Origin of the sequence: Neobacillus rhizophilus, from assembly GCF_018343535.1 — a bacterium.
GTDB classification, from domain to species: Bacteria; Bacillota; Bacilli; order Bacillales; family Cytobacillaceae; genus Neobacillus; species Neobacillus rhizophilus.
This window is the reverse complement of record NZ_JAGYPF010000002.1, coordinates 193,514-212,572: the sequence shown is the minus strand read 5'-3', so window position 1 is coordinate 212,572 and position 19,059 is coordinate 193,514. Positions and strand designations below refer to the sequence as shown.

Genomic DNA, 19,059 nt, shown 5'->3' with positions numbered 1-19,059 from the left:
ACTGGAAAGTAACTGTCCTAAATCGGAAAGTAACAACAACAAATCGGAAAGTATATCCAAATAAATGGCAATTGCGATGCATGGGGACGGTTCAGGTGCATCAAACTGACTCAAAGAGTACAGATGAGTAAAATACCACTTTTTGAAAAGACCCTATATTTACCCCTTCCAACCCCCAATTCCATCAAAAAAAACATGCCCTGTTCCCAGAGCATGCCCATTATCTCCTATCTTCCTGTACACGAACCTCAATATTATAACGCGGCAGCGCACGCATCAGTTTCTTATGCAAACGGGCCTCCGCATCCCGTCTGTCACCAGCAGAAAGCATGCCCTTCTTGTAAACCCGTACCCACATTCTGTCTCCATTAATCCAAACAGAATCCGTCACAAATTCATGCGTGTCGGCAATCACCTGCTTTGCCTTAGCAATATCGTTGCCCTGATTATTGGCGCCGGCTTCACTGCCGCTTCCAGTCCCCGTCAGGTCAAGGAAGTTCGGGTTTTGGTTGGTCACATCGTCCTCCACCATATGCTGGTCGTTGATATCGTGATTGGACACAAGATTCCTCGTCTGCCGGTCGCCGCGCAAGTCATTAGCCGCATCATCATCAGCACTACGGCCATTTTGGCAGCCCGTTGCCAACAAAAGCATGATACCCACGACAAACATCCACTTTTTCATCGAATTACACCTCCATGGTACTAGCATGCCCTGCCACACGCACCCGCCCCCGAGTGAATTCTTTCCAACCATAAACAACAAAAGGGCGCCAGGCACCATGCGAACATGGCAACCCAGACACCCTCCAAAACCAAGCTTTAAAACCTTATACCCCTTCTTCAACCACCAAACGCACTGACGCCGTTTTTGGCACTTCATGATGATGACGGCAACGCGGTTCATAAGCCTCAGCAGCCCCCACCAAAATAACCGGATCATGGTAAGACGCCGGACGTCCGTCAATCAACCGCTGTGTACGGCTAGCTGGCGACCCGCACACCGTACAAACAGCCTGCAGCTTTGTCACCGACTCGGCAATCGCCATCAACTTCGGCATCTGCCCGAACGCCTCACCGCGGAAATCCTGATCAAGCCCCGCCACAATCACACGGTGGCCGGAATCCGCCAGCTGCTGGACAACCCTTACTATGCCTTCATCGAAAAACTGCGCCTCATCGATCGCGACAATATCCATATCCGCTTCCACATGATGCAAAATCTCGATCGAATGGGAAATCGGCTTCGCCTCAAAAGAAGTGCCATTATGGGAAACAACAGACTGGTCATGATAGCGATTATCGATTTTCGGTTTAAATACAGCTATTTTTTGTTTAGCAAACTGGGCACGCCGGACGCGCCGAATTAACTCCTCTGATTTTCCAGAAAACATACTGCCGCAGATAACCTCAACCCATCCGCTTTGCGTCATAACATACATAAACGGCGACTCCTTCCTAATCACGAAACCATCTCTATTTATCATATACAAAATCAATTATTTTAAAGAAACTGGCCATTTGGCCAATAAAAAACAGGCAAGCCAATGTTGCATCTTGCCTGTCTTTGCGCGAATTATTGTTGATTCTTAAGACCGTATTTTTTGTTGAAACGGTCAACACGTCCGCCTGCTTCAGCGAATTTTTGACGACCAGTATAGAATGGGTGGCACTCAGAGCAAGTTTCAACGCGGATCTCGTTCTTTACAGAACCGCTTTCGAAAGTGTTGCCGCATGCACAAGTCACCATAACTGATTTATAATTTGGATGAATTCCTGCTTTCATTCTTTTCATCTCCTTCCGCCCTGAATCATTCGAAACAGAGTTATATACAGTGCTTGTCTTAACAAGTCACAGAATTACAAAAAACACACTGACCACATTATAACAGCCAGACTAATTGTTTGCAAGCTGGGATTTTCAGCCTTTTTGAAAAAACAAAACCAAAATATCGAATCCATCCAGGGACCTCGCAGCCGCCTAAAACCTAAGAACGGCGCGCCTTAAGCTCCTCACCAAGCTGATCGAAGAACTCTTGATTGGACTTCGTCTGACGTAATTTTTTCAAGAAACGCTCGGCAAAATCTGGGGAATCTGACATTGATTTACGAATCGCCCATAACTTATCCAAGTGATCCTTCGGAATAAGAAGCTCTTCCTTACGCGTTCCGGAACGGCGGATATCAAGCGCAGGGAACACACGGCGTTCTGCAAGCTGTCTGTCAAGGTGCAGTTCCATGTTACCGGTACCTTTAAATTCTTCATAAATGACGTCATCCATACGTGAACCAGTATCAACCAGTGCTGTCGCAAGGATCGTCAAGCTGCCGCCCTCTTCAATATTACGGGCCGCACCGAAGAATCGCTTCGGACGGTGGAATGCCGCTGGGTCAATACCACCGGACAACGTCCGTCCGCTTGGTGGAATCACCAGGTTGTAAGCCCGCGCTAAACGCGTGATACTATCCATCAAAATAACAACATCGCGTTTATGCTCAACTAAACGCATTGCCCGGTCCAAAACAAGCTCTGCGACCTTGATATGATTCTCGGGAACCTCATCAAACGTCGAGCTAACCACGTCACCGGCAACGGAACGCTCGATGTCGGTCACCTCTTCCGGACGCTCGTCGATCAACAGCACGATTAACTCGACATCAGGATGGTTCGTCGTAACGCTGTTGGCGATTTCTTTTAACAGCATTGTCTTACCAGCTTTCGGAGGAGCGACAATCAGACCGCGCTGGCCAAAACCAACTGGTGCCACAAGGTCCATAATCCGTGTTGATAAGGCTTTTTGTGTTGTTTCGAGCTTCATCATCCGATTCGGATATAATGGTGTCAACGCCGGGAAATAGACGCGTTCTTTCGCAGATTCCGGATCTTCACCGTTAACGGCTTCTACATGAAGCAATCCGAAATAACGCTCATTTTCCTTCGGCGGACGAACCTTACCGGATACCTTGTCCCCGTTGCGGAGGTCAAAGCGGCGAATCTGCGATGCTGAAATATAGATATCTTCAGAGCTTGGCGAATAGTTGATTGGGCGCAGGAAGCCGAAGCCCTCTGACTGGATGATTTCCAGAACGCCTTCCATGAAGAAATAGCCCTGCTGCTCGGCACGGGATTTTAAAATCGCAAAAATCAATTCTTTTTTCGTTAATTTGCTGTAATAGGTCACTTTATATTCGCGCGCAAGCTCATAAAGCTCCTTCAGCTTCATATTTTCTAAACTTGAAATCGTTAATTCCAATGTGTACACCACGCTTTTAAATTTTTCCTTCATATCCGCTGTCGATTAGGAGCGAGAAATGATAGTAAGATAATAGAGTTGAGGAAATGAATAGAAGTTGATAGAAATGAATAGATTGGCAGAAAACTTGCATGATAAAACAATCTCTATTTTACCCTCTCAGCGAAAAGTTAATCAACTTATTTTTCAAACATCCCTTATTGGAAATATTTTCTTGAAGGAATCCTCATGGAGAATGGGGAGATTTCTGCAAATTTCGGGTGGTGGAAGGCACCACCCGATGTTCGCTACCTATAGTACTAAATTTGGCTTTTTGTTTAGGCTGTGTCGGCCGTCGATGAAACGAACAGTTCCGGACTTTGCCCGCATTACAACAGAATGGGTGGAAGCGTGAGAGCCCTTGAACTGGACACCGCGCAACAGTTCCCCATCCGTTACGCCTGTTGCCGTAAAGATAGCGTCGTCGCCTTTGACCAGGTCCTCCATGCGGAGAATGCGGCTCACATCCAAGCCCATTTTTTTGCAGCGTTCAAGCTCAGCATCATTTTGCGGCAGCAATTTGCCGATCAGTTCACCGCCAAGGCATTTCAAGGCGACCGCTGAAATAACACCCTCTGGTGCACCACCTGAACCGAACAGAATATCGACACCGGTGTTATCAAACGCCGTATTGATGGCACCAGCCACATCGCCGTCATTAATCAGCTTAATTCTGGCGCCTGCTTCGCGAATCTGGGCAATGATATGCTCATGGCGCTGACGGTTCAGTACAGTCGCAACCACGTCTTGAATATCTTTATTTTTTGCTTTCGCGACAGCCTTGAGGTTATCAATGACTGGAGCGTTGATATCAATTAGCCCAACTGCTTCCGGTCCGACTGCGATTTTTTCCATATACATATCTGGAGCATGGAGCAGGCAGCCATGGTCAGCCACAGCGAGAACAGCTAATGCATTCCAACCGCCGGACGCCAAAATATTGGTACCTTCAAGCGGGTCAACGGCAACATCGACACGAGGCCCGTAGCCATTTCCAAGCTTTTCTCCAATATAAAGCATTGGCGCTTCGTCCATTTCCCCTTCACCGATGACAACGGTTCCTTTCATCGGAATGGTGTCAAACACATCGCGCATCGCCGAAGTGGCTGCTCCATCTGCTTCGTCTTTTTTACCGCGGCCCATCCAGCGTGCGGAAGCAAGCGCTGCTGCTTCAGTCACCCGGACAAGCTCCATCGTTAAACTTCTTTCCATTGTTCTCCATCCCCCATTTTTTTCTGATGAGACTTCGTTCCTTTATAAGTATATCTCATTATGTGTTTTTAAGGTGCTCTAATTCTTCCTGTGTTAATGCCTCCCGCCAGACAGTGGCGCCAAGGCCGTTTAATTTTTCAACCAGGTTGCTGTAGCCGCGGTCGATGTGGTCGAGACCGGTTACTTCGGTGATTCCTTCCGCCATCAGACCGGCAATAAACAGTGCTGCTCCGGCACGGAGGTCGCTTGCCTTGACTTTGGCGCCGTGGAGTTGAACAGGTCCGCTAATAATAGCAGAGCGTCCTTCCACTTTAATGTTGGCGTTCATTCTTCTTAATTCATCAATATGCTTAAATCGGGCACCATAAATAGTGTCCGTTACCACACTTGAGCCCGCTGCCTTTGTTAACAAGGCTGTAAATGGCTGCTGCAGGTCGGTTGGAAAGCCCGGATAGACAAGCGTTTTGATATCGACGGCTTTCAGGTTCGAAGGGCCGTTGACAAACACCTGGTCATCGCCGGATTCGATATTCACTCCCATTTCCCGCAGCTTGGCAATCAACGACTCCAAGTGCTGCGGAATCACGTTATCAATCAGCACGCCCTCGCCTATTGCTGCGCCAAGAATCATATAGGTTCCGGCCTCAATCCGGTCTGGAATGATCGTATGGCGGCAGCCATGCAGGCTGTCCACCCCATCAATCCGGATGACATCTGTACCGGCCCCTTTGATTTTTGCACCCATATTGGTAAGCAGAGTCGCGACATCAATGATTTCTGGCTCTTTGGCGGCGTTTTCAATTATCGTCCGGCCTTTCGCTCTTACCGCTGCCAGCATGATATTAATCGTTGCTCCGACACTGACTACGTCCAGATAAATCCGAGCGCCGCGAAGCTCGTCCGCGCGCAGATAAATAGCTCCCTGCTCGTTCGTGATCTGAGCACCAAGCGCTTCAAAGCCTTTGATATGCTGGTCAATCGGTCTTGGACCCAAGTGACAGCCGCCAGGCAGACCAATCACTGCCTTTTTGAAACGGCCGAGCATCGCGCCCATTAAATAATAGGAAGCACGCAGCATTTTCACCTTGCCGTTTGGCAGCGGCATCGAAATCATCCTCGATGGATCGACTGTCATTTCATCGTCTGTAATATTCACTTTGCCGCCGATTTCCTCAAGTAAGTCCTTCAAAATTTCAACATCGGAAATATCAGGCAGTCCTTCGATTGTAACGGGTGATTCTGCTAAAATCGTCGCAGGTATAAGGGCAACGGCACTGTTTTTGGCACCGCTGACCCTTACAGTGCCCTTTAATGGATATCCGCCCGCAATTTTAAGTTTTTCCATTTTCGACTCCCTTCTAAGCCTATGTAAACATTGATTTATCGATTGAATGGAATGGTACTTTTTTGATCGAGACACAAGTCTGTTTTTTCATTACCGAGCTTTTCTAGCAGACTGCCCGAAAAAAAGCACCTTTAAACCAAAACAAGGCCTCAGGTATATTTTTCCAACATTATAAGTCAAATTCCGACAGGTTGTCTAATTTATAGTTTACACGAAAATTATATTTTCATGTATGGCAAATAAAAAAATTTACACGAAAATGGAAAAACGGCGGAACCATTATGCCTTTTTACAGGGATTCCAGCATTTTAGAAAGGCAGAAATTGCCATATAAATCTTACGCTTCTTAGCGGTTATTCCAATCTTTCAAGAAAGCTTCAATCCCTTTGTCAGTTAGTGGGTGCTGTGTAAGTCCCATCAATACTTTGTATGGAATGGTCGCGATATGCGCGCCTCTTAATGCTGCCTCCGTAACATGCAGCGGGTGGCGGATAGACGCCGCGATGATTTCCGTTTTAATGTCATGAACTGCGAAAATATCAGCAATCGTGGAAATAAGGTCTAAGCCGTTTTGGCCGATATCATCCAGTCTTCCCAAGAATGGAGATACATAGGTTGCGCCGGCACGAGCAGCAAGCAGAGCTTGGTTCGCATTGAAGATTAAGGTTACGTTTGTTTTGATGCCTTCTTTTGAAAAAGCATGGACCGCTTTCAGACCGTCCATCGTCATTGGCACTTTAACGGTGATATTTGGGGCAATCGCAGCAAGCTCACGGCCTTCTTTGATCATGCCTTCAGCATCAAGGGCGATCACTTCTGCGCTAACTGAACCAGGAACAAGAGCGGTAATTTCCTTTAAACGGTCGTGAAAGGAAACGCCTTTTTCTTTAGCCACAAGGGATGGGTTTGTCGTAACACCTGCTAATAAACCAAGGTCATGCGCTTCGCGGATTTCTTCTAAATTGGCTGTATCAATAAAAAATTTCATGTTGCTTTCCTCCATTTTCGACTAAATTTTCAATATACTTTGAACACACGGAAACCGCCCTATTGGTAGGGCGGTTCTATTTTATCATAACTGCAAAAAACTACAAAAAAGCGCTTCTTAGGCTTTGCCTGAAGAACCGAATTCGCGCATTTTGCCAATTACGGTTTCTTTGATGGCATCGCGAGCAGGGCCTAAGTATTTGCGTGGGTCATATTCATTTGGTTTATCCGCTAATACTTGACGAACGACTTTCGCAGATGCGATTTGGTTCTCAGTATTCACGTTAATTTTCGCAGTACCTAAAGAAATGGATTTTTGGATATCCTTTGTTGGGATTCCAGTACCGCCGTGCAGCACTAATGGCACACCAGTCAAGTTGCCGATTTCTTCCATTTCCTTGAAACCAAGGTTTGGTTCGCCTTTGTAAGGACCGTGAACAGATCCAAGTGCTGGTGCAAGCGTATCAATGCCTGTACGTTTTACAAGCTCCACACATTCCTGCGCGTCAGCATAGATGATGCTTCCGGAAACATCATCCTCTTGTCCGCCAACAGTTCCAAGTTCTGCCTCAACAGAAACGCCTTTGGCATGAGCATATTCTACTACTTTAGAAGTAATTTCAATGTTTTCTTCAAATGGGTGGTGGGAAGCATCGATCATAACGGAAGTAAAGCCGGCATCAATTGCTTCTTTACATTTTTCAAAGCTTGAGCCGTGGTCAAGGTGGATTGCCACTGGAACCGTAATTTTATAATCTTCCATTAATCCTTCTACCATTTTCACAACGGTCTTGAATCCGCCGATATAGCGGCCAGCGCCTTCAGAAACACCAAGAATAACTGGAGATTTTTCAGCTTCAGCGGCTAGAAGAATGGCTTGTGTGAATTCTAAGTTATTAATGTTAAACTGCCCAACAGCATAGCCTTCTGCTTTACCTTTGTTGAGCATTTCTGTCATGGAAACTAATGGCATATCTCTTCCTCCTTAAATTCGGTCGGTATCTTTCGGAAATGAGTTTATCCATATTGATTTTTCCCATCATATGGCTGATTATGTATCGTTCCCAAAAGATAGCAGCCAATCAAATTTTCACTATGTATCATATCAAAAGAAAGTAAGAATTGCTATTAATCTATCAGCGTTTTGCAAAAGTGTCATAATGAAAACGCCGTCATTCCACTGGATAAATGAAAACTCGCCGATTGGCGAGTCCGATAGGACGAAGACAGAGGCGTAGTTGAATTTATGCGTTAGGAAATTATAAATTTTAGAAAAATTTATAATTCCTATTAGCTGAAAAAAAGCAAACGATAACGTTGCTTTTTTTCATAAAAATATATTAATTCGTTTTTTGCGGGATATGTTTTCTGACGGCGGCACGGATGTCGTCGATATCAAACGGCTTGGCAAAGTGGGTGATGGCGCCAAGGTCTTTTGCTTCCTGGATCATGTCCAGTTCACCGTAGGCGGTCATAATGATGACACGAATGTCCGGGTCGAGCACTTTCATTCTTTTTAAAATTTCAATCCCGTCCATGCCTGGAATTTTCATATCCAGCAGCACAAGGTCCGGGTCATGTGTTTTCACAATCTCCAGCGCCTGCACTCCGTTGGCAGCCTGAAAGGTCTGATACCCTTCTTTTTGAAAAACCTCATTCAATAAAATGCGGATGCCAAACTGGTCGTCAACGATTAAAATTTTCTCCTTCATTCTTCCACCTCTTCCCTCATTTAATAGACTCAATATGTATATATCATTATTAAATTCTCCCTCCCGAGAAAAAAATCCTGCATCATTTTAAGAAACTGCACATGTTATTTTATGGAATTTTAATTATTTTGGCATTTTCATAAAAAGGTCTATAATATTAGTGCATATGAGGAGGGTTTTTATGTTAAAAATGTTCACTACCCAATTAACGGGTTTATTTAAAAGAATAGAGGAAAAAGAAGAGTTTGCGTTTGAGGATGCCGCCCGCCTGCTTGCCCAAGCCCCTGTCGGCGACGGCTCTATTTATATTTATGGTGAAAAAGAAATGAAGGCTGTTGCAGCTGAAGCTGTGGATGGTGCTGAGCCTTTAAAATCCGCAAGAGCTTTGTCTATGGAGTCTGTGGCTGACCTGGATATCGCCGATCGTGTCTTGATTTTCGCGCGGACTTCTACGGATGAGGCACCTTTGTCGATTGCGAGTCAACTTCAGGAAAAAGGGATTCCGTTTGTGGCTGTTTCGACTGCGGTCGATGAATCTACGGGTGGACTAGCGGAAATTGCTGATGTTCATATTGATTTGCGACTGACAAAAGGCTTGCTGCCGGACGAGTTTGGGAACCGAATTGGGTATCCATCCTCGATGGCAGCCTTGTTTGTGTACTATGGATTGAAATTTACGATTGAAGAAATTATAGCGGAATACGAAATGTAAGCGAAACGGTCCTTGTAATGAGGGCCGTTTTGATTTACTCGCCTAAAATTGAAATTTACTCGTCAAATTTCATGATTTACTCGCTCATTTTTTACTTTTACTCGCCAAATCCTTTACTCGCCACTCCCCATTTTTAGCCCCAAAAAAACAAAGACCAGTCCCGCACCCGGATAACTGGTCTTATTTTTTCAAAAAAATTATTTCTGTATAGTAGCCTTAATAAAGTCACGGAACAATGGCTGCGGGCGGTTTGGTCTAGAGATGAATTCCGGATGGAACTGGGATGCCACGAACCATGGGTGATCCTTCAACTCAATGATTTCCACTAAACGGCCGTCTGGGCTTGTCCCGGAGAAAACAAAGCCTGCCTCTTCCATTTCCTGACGATAATGATTGTTGAACTCATAACGATGGCGATGGCGCTCGTAAACGACATTATTTTCGTACGCTTCATGGGCTTTTGTTCCCTCAACAACACGGCAAGGGTACAGACCAAGACGTAACGTTCCGCCTAGGTCCTCGACATCCTTCTGCTCTGGAAGCAGGTCAATGATCGGATGCTGAGTTTCCGGTACGAACTCAGAAGAATGAGCATCTTTGTAGCCAAGCACATTGCGGGCGAATTCAATAGTCGCCAGCTGCATGCCCAAGCAAATACCAAGCAATGGCTTTTTGGACTCACGCGCATAGCGGATCGCTTCCATTTTCCCTTCGACACCACGGTCGCCGAAGCCGCCTGGAATCAGCACTCCATCTACCTCATCAAGAAGTTCCACCACATTTTCGCTAGTCACTTCTTCAGCATTAATCCACTTAATTTCTACATCGGAATCAAACGCGTAACCAGCATGCTTCAACGCTTCAACTACGGAAATATAGGCATCCTGAAGTTCCACGTATTTACCGACTAACCCGATGCGAGTCTTGTTGGCAAGATTCAGCACACGGTCAACCAGCGCTTTCCACTCAGTCATATCCGCTTCCCCAGTTTGTAACTTCAAATGGTCGCAAACGATTTGGTCCATGTTCTGCTCCTGCAAAGCAAGCGGAATGGAGTATAGCGTATCGGCATCACGGCACTCGATGACTGCTTTTGCATCAATATCACAGAATAACGCTAGTTTATCTTTCATATCCTGAGAAATTTCCATTTCAGTACGAACAACAATAATATTAGGTTGAATGCCAAGGCTGCGCAGCTCTTTTACGCTGTGCTGGGTTGGCTTTGTCTTCATTTCGCCGGCCGCTTTAATATAAGGAACTAGTGAACAGTGAATATACATTACGTTTTCACTGCCAATATCGCTCTTAATTTGGCGGATTGCCTCTAAAAACGGCAGGGACTCGATATCACCGACCGTTCCGCCGATTTCCGTAATAACCACATCAGCGTTTGTTTCTTTACCGGCACGGAACACGCGGTCCTTGATTTCGTTAGTGATGTGCGGGATAACCTGGACGGTCGCACCCAGGTAGTCGCCGCGGCGTTCTTTGCGAAGGACAGTGGAATAGATTTTTCCAGTTGTCACGTTGCTGTACTTGTTTACGTTAATGTCGATAAAACGCTCATAGTGGCCCAAATCCAAATCCGTTTCCGCACCATCATCGGTTACGAACACTTCTCCGTGCTGATACGGACTCATTGTTCCCGGGTCGACGTTGATGTACGGGTCTAATTTTTGAGTGGTCACGCTTAAGCCGCGATTTTTCAATAAGCGTCCTAAAGATGCGGCGGTAATCCCTTTTCCAAGCGATGAAACGACACCGCCAGTTACAAAAATATACTTTGTCATGTAAATATTCCCCCTCAGATACAGTTTGTGCATTATTCAGAATGTTAAAGGGTATTTTTGCAAAAATTATTTTTCTGCTGCTCCAAAAAATAAAAAACCCCATAAAAGCTGGGTTTTTATCAAAATAAAAAGCGCTCCTCTTACGCATTGTAAGGGAGCGCGTATACATTCGTTCGAATGGTCCTTTTTAAGGAGCCCAAACAAGATGATACAAGGGGCTGGTGAAAAAGTCAAGCCTCATACCTGACTCATTTCACCAAATGTGAGGTAATCAGAGTTAGAGATCCTCGTCCTCTTCCACATCTTCTAGTTCAAGTTCTTCTTCCTCTTCCAGGTCATCTTCAAGTTCTTCATCATCTTCGAATTCAAGTTCTTCGTCATCCTCAAGAACATCATCTTCATCTTCGAATTCGTCGTCGATTTCATCAATCTCGTCAAGGTTCTCCTCTTCATCGTCAAGGAGATCATCTTCCTCTTCAAAGTCGTCGACATCGTCGTAGTCTTCGTCATCAAGTTCTTCAAATTCGTCGATTTCATCGATATCCTCGTCTTCGACAACCTTCTTCTTCTTCTTCTTCGATTTGACGACTGCGACAACTTCTTCCTCCTGAGTATCAACCGGATACCAAACGCGAAGTCCCCAGCGGTTTTCACCTAAAGTCAAGAATCGTCCATCAATATTTAAATCGGTGTAAAACTGTGCCAGACGAGAACGCATTTCTGATTCAGAAATGCCCGCAGCCTTGGAAATTTCCTTCACTAAATCGGCGAAGGCAACTGGCTGCTTACTATTTTTCATAAATTCATAAGCCATTTCGATGAGCGATAACTCTTGCAGCTCCTCTTTTGAGTACATTGCTAAACTCAATATCGGCACTTCCTTTCTCTATTTAACACTCTTATGTAGAATGAATAAGGGCTAATCTTTCGTTGTCTAGCTCCAGCGCCTAGGGGCTCGGGGTCATAAGCCAATCCGTCCTGAAGGTTAAAAAACAACCTTCAGGACGGCTCGTCTTATGCCTGTCGCCCCTGGGCAAGGCGCTTCCGCTTTTCTATAAAAATACATATTCTTCATTATAAACAAATTCTAGAGGTTTATGCTAGTTCTAGCTGTTTGTTTTACTTGATTTTTTCCTTTTTTGGCTTCTCTTCATTCTTTTTAATCTGTTCTCTTACTATTTTTAGCTCTTTAAGAGATATGTACAAAAAGAAGATGGCCAGCAACAGGAACGAAACAGCACCTAGTTGCAGTTCATAAAGATAATATAATGGCCAGGCCGTAATTATTAAAACCATGATTATATGATTTACTCTCATAAGCTGACACCTGCCCATAACCTCTGGAGGTAAAATACTATATTGATTATATAGGATATATCATAATATTGGAAAATATTTTTAAAAAAACAAAAAAGGGGAAGTGCCCCCCTTTTGATTAACGCCTCCACTCATTACATATTTCGGCGATACTGTCCGCCTACTTCGTATAGGGCGCGTGTGATTTGGCCGAGACTCGCGACTTTGACGGTTTCCATAAGTTCGGCAAAGATGTTGCCGCCGCTTGTGGCTGCTTCCTTCAACCGCTTCAGTGCTGCAGCTGATTCAGCTGCGTGCGCTTCCTGGAAGGCACGCAAATTGTGAATCTGCAGCTCTTTCTCCTCTGTCGTCGCCCGAGCCAATTCCATATTATCAATCGCTTCCTCGGATGGAGGATTTGGATTCAAATACGTATTCACACCGATAATCGGCAGTTCGCCCGTATGTTTTAACATTTCATAGTGCATTGACTCATCCTGAATCTTGCCGCGCTGGTATTGGGTTTCCATTGCACCCAGGACGCCGCCGCGGTCATTCAGCCGTTCAAACTCTTGAAGTACCGCTTCCTCAACTAAATCAGTCAGCTCTTCTACGATAAACGAGCCCTGAAGCGGATTTTCATTCTTCGTCAAGCCGTGCTCCTTAGTGATAATCATCTGAATCGCCATTGCCCGACGCACCGATTCCTCGGTCGGTGTCGTAATCGCCTCATCGTAGGCGTTCGTATGCAGCGAGTTACAGTTATCGTGCAGCGCCATCAATGCCTGAAGCGTGGTGCGGATATCATTAAAATCGATTTCCTGCGCGTGCAGCGAACGACCTGATGTCTGCACATGATACTTCAGCTTTTGGCTGCGCTCGTTGGCACCATACTTGTCGCGCATCACGGTTGCCCAAATGCGCCTCGCCACCCGGCCAATCACCGTGTACTCCGGGTCCAAGCCATTCGAGAAAAAGAACGACAGGTTTGGCGCAAAGTCATCAATGTTCATGCCGCGGCTTAAATAGTACTCAACGTAGGTAAAGCCGTTAGACAAAGTGAATGCCAGCTGCGAAATCGGGTTCGCACCCGCTTCGGCAATATGGTACCCGGAAATCGACACAGAATAATAGTTACGCACCAGATGGTCGATGAAATATTGCTGGATATCCCCCATCATCCTTAAAGCAAATTCTGTTGAAAAAATACATGTATTTTGGCCTTGGTCTTCCTTTAAAATATCAGCCTGAACCGTACCGCGGACAGTTTTCAGCGTATAGGCTCGAACTTCAGCAAATTCTTCGACAGTCAAAACGCGGCCTAGTTCAGCTTCTTTACGTTTCACTTGCTGGTCAATTGCCGTATTCATGAACATCGCGAGGATGATTGGCGCTGGACCGTTGATCGTCATCGAAACGGATGTCGATGGGTGGCAAAGGTCGAAGCCATCGTACAGCTTTTTCATGTCATCTAACGTACAAACACTGACGCCGCTTTCGCCGACTTTACCGTAAATGTCGGGACGGTAATCCGGGTCTTCCCCGTATAGGGTCACCGAGTCAAAGGCGGTGCTGAGGCGTTTTGCCGAATCGTCCTTCGATAAATAGTGGAAACGGCGGTTCGTCCGTTCCGGTGTGCCTTCGCCGGCAAACTGGCGTTTTGGATCCTCCCCTTCACGCTTGAACGGGAATACCCCTGCTGTGTACGGGAATGAGCCCGGTAGGTTCTCACGATACACCCAGCGCAGGATTTCACCGTAATCCTTGTATTTCGGCAAAGCCACTTTTGGAATATCAAGCCCTGATAAGCTCTTTGTTTTTAAAATTGTAATGATTTCTTTGTCGCGGATTCTCGTGACGAACTTATCTGCGGAGTACGCTTCTTTTGTTTTTTCCCAGCCGTCAAGAATACGCTTTGACTCTGGTGTCAGCTGCGCTTCGGTTTCCTGTTTAACCGCTTCTAGAGCTGCCACTACTTCCGGCTGACCCTTCACAGCTTCGATAGCGCCTTCCAACTGGAATAATTTCCGGGAAATATTCGCCTGCTGCTCCGCTTTTTTATGATAGCCGCGAACCGTCTCGGAAATTTCCCGTAAGTAATAGCGGCGGTCCGTCGGGATGATGATGTTTTGCTTTTCAACCTTCGCCTCTTTGCTGTATGAAGTCACCCAATCGGTCGCAGCCTTTTCATTGATTTTTTCAACGAGAGCCGCAAATAAAGCATTTGTGCCAGGGTCATTGAACTGGCTGGCGATTGTGCCGTACACTGGCATTTCGGATGGATCTTTTTCAAAAAGCATATGGCTGCGCTGGTACTGCTTCTGCACCTGGCGTTTTGCGTCCTCGGAGCCCTTACGTTCGAATTTATTGATAACAATCAGGTCGGCAAAGTCAATCATGTCGATTTTTTCAAGCTGGGATGGTGCCCCGAACTCGCTGGTCATGACGTACATTGCAACATCGCAAATTTCCGTGATGCCGGCGTCGCCCTGGCCGATTCCGCTTGTTTCGACAATCACCAAGTCAAATCCGGCTGCCTTCGTGACCGCTACGGCGTCTTTAATGGCCAGCGATAATTCTGATTTCGAAGCCCGTGTTGCTAGGCTTCGCATAAAAACGTTCGGTGAAAAAATCGCATTCATGCGGATGCGGTCGCCAAGAAGCGCACCGCCCGTTTTTTGCTTGGTTGGGTCAACGGAAAGGATAGCAACCTTTTTGGCTGGAAACTCGTTGATAAAACGGCGGATCAACTCGTCGGTCAGCGAGCTTTTTCCAGCCCCGCCCGTACCGGTGATACCGATAACCGGAATCGACTTCTCAAGCTCCTTCACTTTTTCAAGAACCTGCTCAGCCGTTGCAGCCGCCTCATTTTTTTGGTCCACATGATTTTCCGCAATTGTAATCAGCTTGGCAACGGCATTCATGTCACCCGTCGGCAGCTTTTCGATTTGCTCCGGGATATTTTCTGAAGAGACTGTTGAAAAATCACACTCTTGAATCATGAGGTCAATCATGCCCTGTAAACCGAGCTTTCGGCCGTCTTCCGGTGAGAAGATGCCGGAAATGCCGTACTCTTGGAGTTCATTGATTTCTCTTGGGATGATAACGCCCCCGCCGCCGCCATAAATGCGGATATGTGGTGCGCCTTTTTCTTTTAATAGGTCGTACATGTATTTAAAGTATTCAACGTGCCCTCCTTGATAAGAGGAGATCGCGATACCCTGGGCATCTTCCTGAATGGCGGCGTTGACCACTTCCTCGACCGAGCGGTTGTGGCCAAGGTGAATGACCTCGGCCCCGCTTGATTGAAGGATGCGCCGCATGATATTGATGGAAGCATCATGGCCGTCAAACAAACTCGACGCGGTCACAAAGCGAATATGATGCTTCGGCTGATATTTTCCGGTTGTACTCATCTCAATTTGGCCCCCTTGTTTTTTAAAATTCGTAAGTAACCCTCGTTTTGTCCTTAACCGTCCCTTTTTTCCCCAAGCCCTTTAAAAATAAACTCCGTCTGCAGTTCAATGTATTCGTCCAGAGTAAACAGCTTCCGGAGCGCCCAGCGGCGGAAGCCCCACATTTGCCCTTGGACAAAAATATCGTGGGCGATGATTTTGATTTGTTTTTCCAACAGTTCTAACTCGCCATTCTCCACACATTTAAGGAGCATATTTTCAAACATGGCAACCATCTCTAATTCCTTTTTTAACACATATGGAAGAGCGTCCTTTGATAAGGATTTTACTTCCTGATACATAACGAGGATTTCGTCCTGCAATTCATCCATAACATGGAAAAAGTTTGAGATTCCCACTTTTAAGCTCTCTAATGTCCCTTGCTTGTGATCAAGGTTCTCCTCCAGCTGCTCCTTCACATGATCATAGATGCTGTCGCAGACCAGATATAAAATATCTTCCTTCGTCCGGATGTACTCGTACAACGTCCCGATGCTAAATCCCGCTGCTCTGGCAATTTCCCGGGTCGTTGTCCGATGAAACCCTTTCTCTTTAAAAAGTGCAACGGCCCCTTTGATCATTTGGTCGCGCCTCTTTTGCACGAGGCGCTCATCTTTGACTGAGGCCTGAACCTCCCGTTTATTCATCGCGCTCGAACCGCTCCTTGTCTAGCTACAGCGCCTAGGGGCTCGAAGGTCTAAAGCCAATCCGTCAAGAAGGCTAAAAGTGAGCCTTCTCGCTGGCTCGTCTAGCCTCGTGCCCCTGGTCAAGGCGCTTTTAGCTTTTCGTTTTACTTCGTAATCATTCTAGAAATAACAAGGCGCTGAATTTCCTGAGTGCCCTCGTAAATTTGCGTGATTTTTGCATCACGCATGAAGCGTTCGACCGGATAATCCTTCGTATAGCCGTAGCCGCCGAACACCTGAACTGCTTCTGTTGTTACCTTCATCGCGGTATCGCCGGCAAACAGCTTTGACATGGCGGACTCTTTGCCATATGGGAGGCCGTTGGACTCAAGCCATGCTGCCTGATAGGTTAATAGTCTGGCAGCTTCAATATTCGTTGCCATATCGGCAAGCTTGAAGCTGATTCCTTGGTTCGCAGCGATCGGCTTGCCGAACTGAACGCGTTCCTTTGCATAGTCAACTGCTGCATCAAGAGCGCCTTGAGCAATACCGACTGCCTGCGCCGCGATGCCGTTGCGGCCGCCATCCAGTGTCATCATCGCGACTTTGAAGCCTTCGCCCTCTTCACCAAGTCTATTTTCAACCGGAACCTTGCAATCTTCAAAAATAATTTCTGTTGTCGGTGATGAACGAATGCCCAGTTTCTTTTCTTTTTTCCCAACAGAGAATCCCGCGAAATCCTTTTCAACGATAAACGCTGTTGTGCCGCGCTGCTTGTTGGATGGATCGGTTAGTGCAAATACGACATAAATGTCGGCCTCGCCGCCATTGGTGATGAAAATTTTTGAACCGTTCAGCACGTAGTGGTCGCCCTCAAGGCGTGCCGTCGTTCTCATTCCGCCTGCATCAGAGCCGCTGCCTGGCTCGGTCAAGCCATAAGCACCTATTTTTGAGCCTTCAGCCAGCGGACGAAGGTATTTTTGCTTTTGCTCTTCATTACCGAACTTGTAAATTGGCCAGCTGGCAAGAGATGTGTGTGCGGAAAGGGTAACTCCAACAGACGAATCGACGCGGGAAAGCTCTTCAACCGCGATACAGTAAGCAAGATAATCACTGCCGATGCCGCCGTACTCTTCCGGCCATGGAATTCCGGTTAAGCCAAGCTCCGCCATTTTGTCAAAAATCTCCCGGTCAAAGCGCTCTTCTTCATCACGCTCAGCAGCCGTTGGCGCAATTTCGTTTTGCGCAAAATCGCGCACCATTTTGCGAATCATTTCATGTTCTTCGGTTAATTTGAAGTTCATTTTGGGTGTCCTCCTTAGTTTTATCTACAAATATTGATGGGATATCTACAAATTTTTAAATATATCTACAAAAGAAATTTTAAAGGGATATCTACAATTTTTAAAATATATCAACAAAATTTCAAAGGATATCTACAATTCCATCCTTAAAGATGCTTGCTAATCACAATCCTCTGAATCTCGCTTGTGCCCTCATAAATCTCCGTCACTTTGGCATCGCGGAAGTAGCGCTCAACCGGGTAATCCTCCGTATAGCCGTAGCCGCCGAAGACTTGAATCGCCTCGGTCGCCACCTCCACTGCTGTTCTTGTTGTAAAAAGCTTCGCAATGGACGCCTCCATGCCGCATTTTAAGCCCTGCCCACGCAAATCAGCAGCACGGTAAACTAGTAATCTAGCAGCCTCTACATTTGTCGCCATATCAGCGAGCTTGAAAGCAATCCCCTGCTGGGCAGCAATCGGCTTGCCGAACTGGTGGCGCTGCTTAGCATATTCGGTTGCGGCCGACAGTGCGGCCTCGGCAATCCCGAGCGCCTGGGCAGCAATTCCAATGCGGCCGGCATCGAGGTTGGCCATCGCAATTTTAAAACCTTCGCCCTCAGCACCAAGCAGGTTCTCGGCCGGAACGCGCATATCCTCAAAAGTAAGCTGCACCGTTCTCGAGCCATGCAGGCCCATCTTTTTCTCGTCCTTGCCAATCACCAGTCCAGAGGTATCTTTTTCAACAATAAAGGCCGATACCCCTTTGGCGCCCAATTCCGGATTGGTTTTTGCAAAAACGATGTAAACGTCGGCCTCGCCGCCATTGGTGATGAAGACCTTGGAACCGTTAATTACAAAATGGTCGCCGTCGCGAACCGCTCGCGACTTCATGCTGGCAGCATCCGACCCGGCGCTCGGCTCCGTTAAACAGAAAGCGCCTAAGTATTCACCAGCGGCCAGCTTTGGTACGTACTTTTGCTTCTGCTCCTCCGTTCCAAAGTAAAGAATCGGGTTCGTGCCAACAGATGTGTGCACCGACAAAATTACGCCCATCGTCGCGCTAACCTTAGAAAGCTCATTAATGGCGATGATATAGGAGGTGAAATCCATCTCAGCTCCGCCGTATTGCTCTGGAACCGGGATGCCCATCAGGCCAAGCCCGCCCATTTTGCGGAGAATCTCACGAGGAAATTCCCCTTTCTCCATTTTTTCTATAAACGGCGCAACATCAATGGCGGCAAAGTCGCGCACCATTTTGCGCATCATTTCTTGCTCTTGTGTGAATGTAAGATTCATGCTGAACTCCCCTTTTGGAGAAAGTAGTGTGACCGTACTCATTTTTA

17 protein-coding genes are annotated in these 19,059 nt (G+C 46.5%); 1 reads left to right on the top strand and 16 read right to left on the bottom strand.

Translation table 11 applies throughout. The features are described from left to right. Positions 1-220: 220 nt before the first annotated feature. The 9 genes from KHA99_RS08975 to KHA99_RS08935 form a co-directional block, all read right to left on the bottom strand. Complete coding sequence (locus tag KHA99_RS08975; RefSeq protein ID WP_213117120.1) at positions 221-712, bottom strand: hypothetical protein; 492 nt, start codon at positions 710-712, stop codon at positions 221-223. A gap of 118 nt (positions 713-830) precedes the next feature. Further along, a complete protein-coding gene (locus KHA99_RS08970) occupies positions 831-1,442 on the bottom strand; it encodes a thymidine kinase (RefSeq protein WP_213117959.1) in 612 nt (203 codons plus the stop codon). A 134-nt stretch (positions 1,443-1,576) separates the two neighbouring features. After that, entirely contained in the window at positions 1,577-1,786 is a 210-nt protein-coding gene (rpmE, locus tag KHA99_RS08965; protein ID WP_213117119.1) for a 50S ribosomal protein L31, read from the bottom strand. Between the two features lie 202 nt (positions 1,787-1,988). Beyond that, on the bottom strand, positions 1,989-3,254 hold the full coding sequence (rho, locus tag KHA99_RS08960; protein ID WP_261363784.1) for a transcription termination factor Rho: 1,266 nt from the start codon (positions 3,252-3,254) through the stop codon (positions 1,989-1,991). Positions 3,255-3,545: 291 nt separating this feature from the next. Continuing rightward, a complete protein-coding gene (gene glpX, locus KHA99_RS08955; RefSeq protein WP_213117117.1) occupies positions 3,546-4,505 on the bottom strand; it encodes a class II fructose-bisphosphatase in 960 nt (319 codons plus the stop codon). Between the two features lie 58 nt (positions 4,506-4,563). Then, positions 4,564-5,850 (bottom strand): UDP-N-acetylglucosamine 1-carboxyvinyltransferase, encoded by a 1,287-nt coding sequence (murA, locus tag KHA99_RS08950; protein WP_213117116.1) that lies wholly within the window; start codon positions 5,848-5,850, stop codon positions 4,564-4,566. A gap of 346 nt (positions 5,851-6,196) precedes the next feature. Next, the gene (gene fsa, locus KHA99_RS08945) at positions 6,197-6,838 is read right to left on the bottom strand and encodes a fructose-6-phosphate aldolase (RefSeq protein ID WP_213117115.1); all 642 of its coding nucleotides are present in this window, start codon (positions 6,836-6,838) and stop codon (positions 6,197-6,199) included. 117 nt (positions 6,839-6,955) lie between these two features. Next, a complete protein-coding gene (locus tag KHA99_RS08940; RefSeq protein ID WP_213117114.1) occupies positions 6,956-7,810 on the bottom strand; it encodes a class II fructose-bisphosphate aldolase in 855 nt (284 codons plus the stop codon). A 367-nt stretch (positions 7,811-8,177) separates the two neighbouring features. Continuing rightward, on the bottom strand, positions 8,178-8,549 hold the full coding sequence (locus KHA99_RS08935) for a response regulator (RefSeq protein ID WP_213117113.1): 372 nt from the start codon (positions 8,547-8,549) through the stop codon (positions 8,178-8,180). Between the two features lie 181 nt (positions 8,550-8,730). Here KHA99_RS08935 and KHA99_RS08930 point away from each other — a divergent pair, with 181 nt between their 5' ends. Further along, entirely contained in the window at positions 8,731-9,261 is a 531-nt protein-coding gene (locus KHA99_RS08930) for a DUF2529 domain-containing protein (protein ID WP_213117112.1), read from the top strand. Between the two features lie 197 nt (positions 9,262-9,458). Here the strand turns inward: KHA99_RS08930 and pyrG are convergent, their stop codons facing one another. The 7 genes from pyrG to KHA99_RS08895 form a co-directional block, all read right to left on the bottom strand. Beyond that, positions 9,459-11,054 carry a CTP synthase gene (gene pyrG, locus KHA99_RS08925; RefSeq protein WP_213117111.1) on the bottom strand — a complete coding sequence of 532 codons (1,596 nt, stop codon included), beginning with the start codon at positions 11,052-11,054 and terminating at the stop codon, positions 9,459-9,461. A gap of 277 nt (positions 11,055-11,331) precedes the next feature. Further along, a complete protein-coding gene (gene rpoE / locus KHA99_RS08920) occupies positions 11,332-11,931 on the bottom strand; it encodes a DNA-directed RNA polymerase subunit delta (protein WP_307852031.1) in 600 nt (199 codons plus the stop codon). Positions 11,932-12,173: 242 nt separating this feature from the next. Next, positions 12,174-12,371, bottom strand: a complete 198-nt coding sequence (locus KHA99_RS08915) for a hypothetical protein (RefSeq protein WP_213117109.1) — start codon at positions 12,369-12,371, stop codon at positions 12,174-12,176. A 134-nt stretch (positions 12,372-12,505) separates the two neighbouring features. After that, a complete protein-coding gene (gene icmF, locus KHA99_RS08910) occupies positions 12,506-15,766 on the bottom strand; it encodes a fused isobutyryl-CoA mutase/GTPase IcmF (RefSeq protein ID WP_213117108.1) in 3,261 nt (1,086 codons plus the stop codon). Between the two features lie 53 nt (positions 15,767-15,819). Further along, positions 15,820-16,452 carry a TetR/AcrR family transcriptional regulator gene (locus KHA99_RS08905; RefSeq protein ID WP_213117107.1) on the bottom strand — a complete coding sequence of 211 codons (633 nt, stop codon included), beginning with the start codon at positions 16,450-16,452 and terminating at the stop codon, positions 15,820-15,822. A 143-nt stretch (positions 16,453-16,595) separates the two neighbouring features. After that, the gene (locus tag KHA99_RS08900) at positions 16,596-17,735 is read right to left on the bottom strand and encodes an acyl-CoA dehydrogenase (protein ID WP_213117106.1); all 1,140 of its coding nucleotides are present in this window, start codon (positions 17,733-17,735) and stop codon (positions 16,596-16,598) included. 146 nt (positions 17,736-17,881) lie between these two features. After that, complete coding sequence (locus KHA99_RS08895) at positions 17,882-19,012, bottom strand: acyl-CoA dehydrogenase (RefSeq protein ID WP_213117958.1); 1,131 nt, start codon at positions 19,010-19,012, stop codon at positions 17,882-17,884. Positions 19,013-19,059 lie beyond the last annotated feature (47 nt).